This is a genomic window from Burkholderia sp. SIMBA_051 (assembly GCF_046534915.1).
GTDB lineage: Bacteria > Pseudomonadota > Gammaproteobacteria > Burkholderiales > Burkholderiaceae > Burkholderia > Burkholderia ambifaria.
Map to the genome: position 1 here is coordinate 1 of NZ_JAWRXS010000229.1, position 276 is coordinate 276.

Consider the following 276-nt stretch of genomic DNA (forward strand, 5'->3'; position numbering starts at 1 on the left):
GATGCTGGCCGCAGGCAGATCGCTGGTGTGTAATCGGCACGCTTTGAGCCGCGCCCGGATGGCGTCGAGATCCGCGACGCTCGCGCGGCGCATCATGCAGTCAGGCGCGCTCATACCAGCCGTTTGATGCATTCACGATTTTCACGACCACCAGTATCATCGGCACCTCGATCAGCACACCAACCAACGTGGCCAGCGCAGCGTCAGATTTGAAACTGAACAGGCTGATGGCCGCCGCGACCGCCAGTTCGAAGAAATTGGAGGCGCTGATCAATG

At 60.1% G+C, this 276-nt stretch carries 1 pseudogene; it reads right to left on the reverse strand.

The window, feature by feature from the left end:
* Positions 1-100 precede the first annotated feature (100 nt).
* A pseudogene (locus SB771_RS34305) lies at positions 101-276 on the reverse strand (arsenical-resistance protein); the annotation flags it as partial.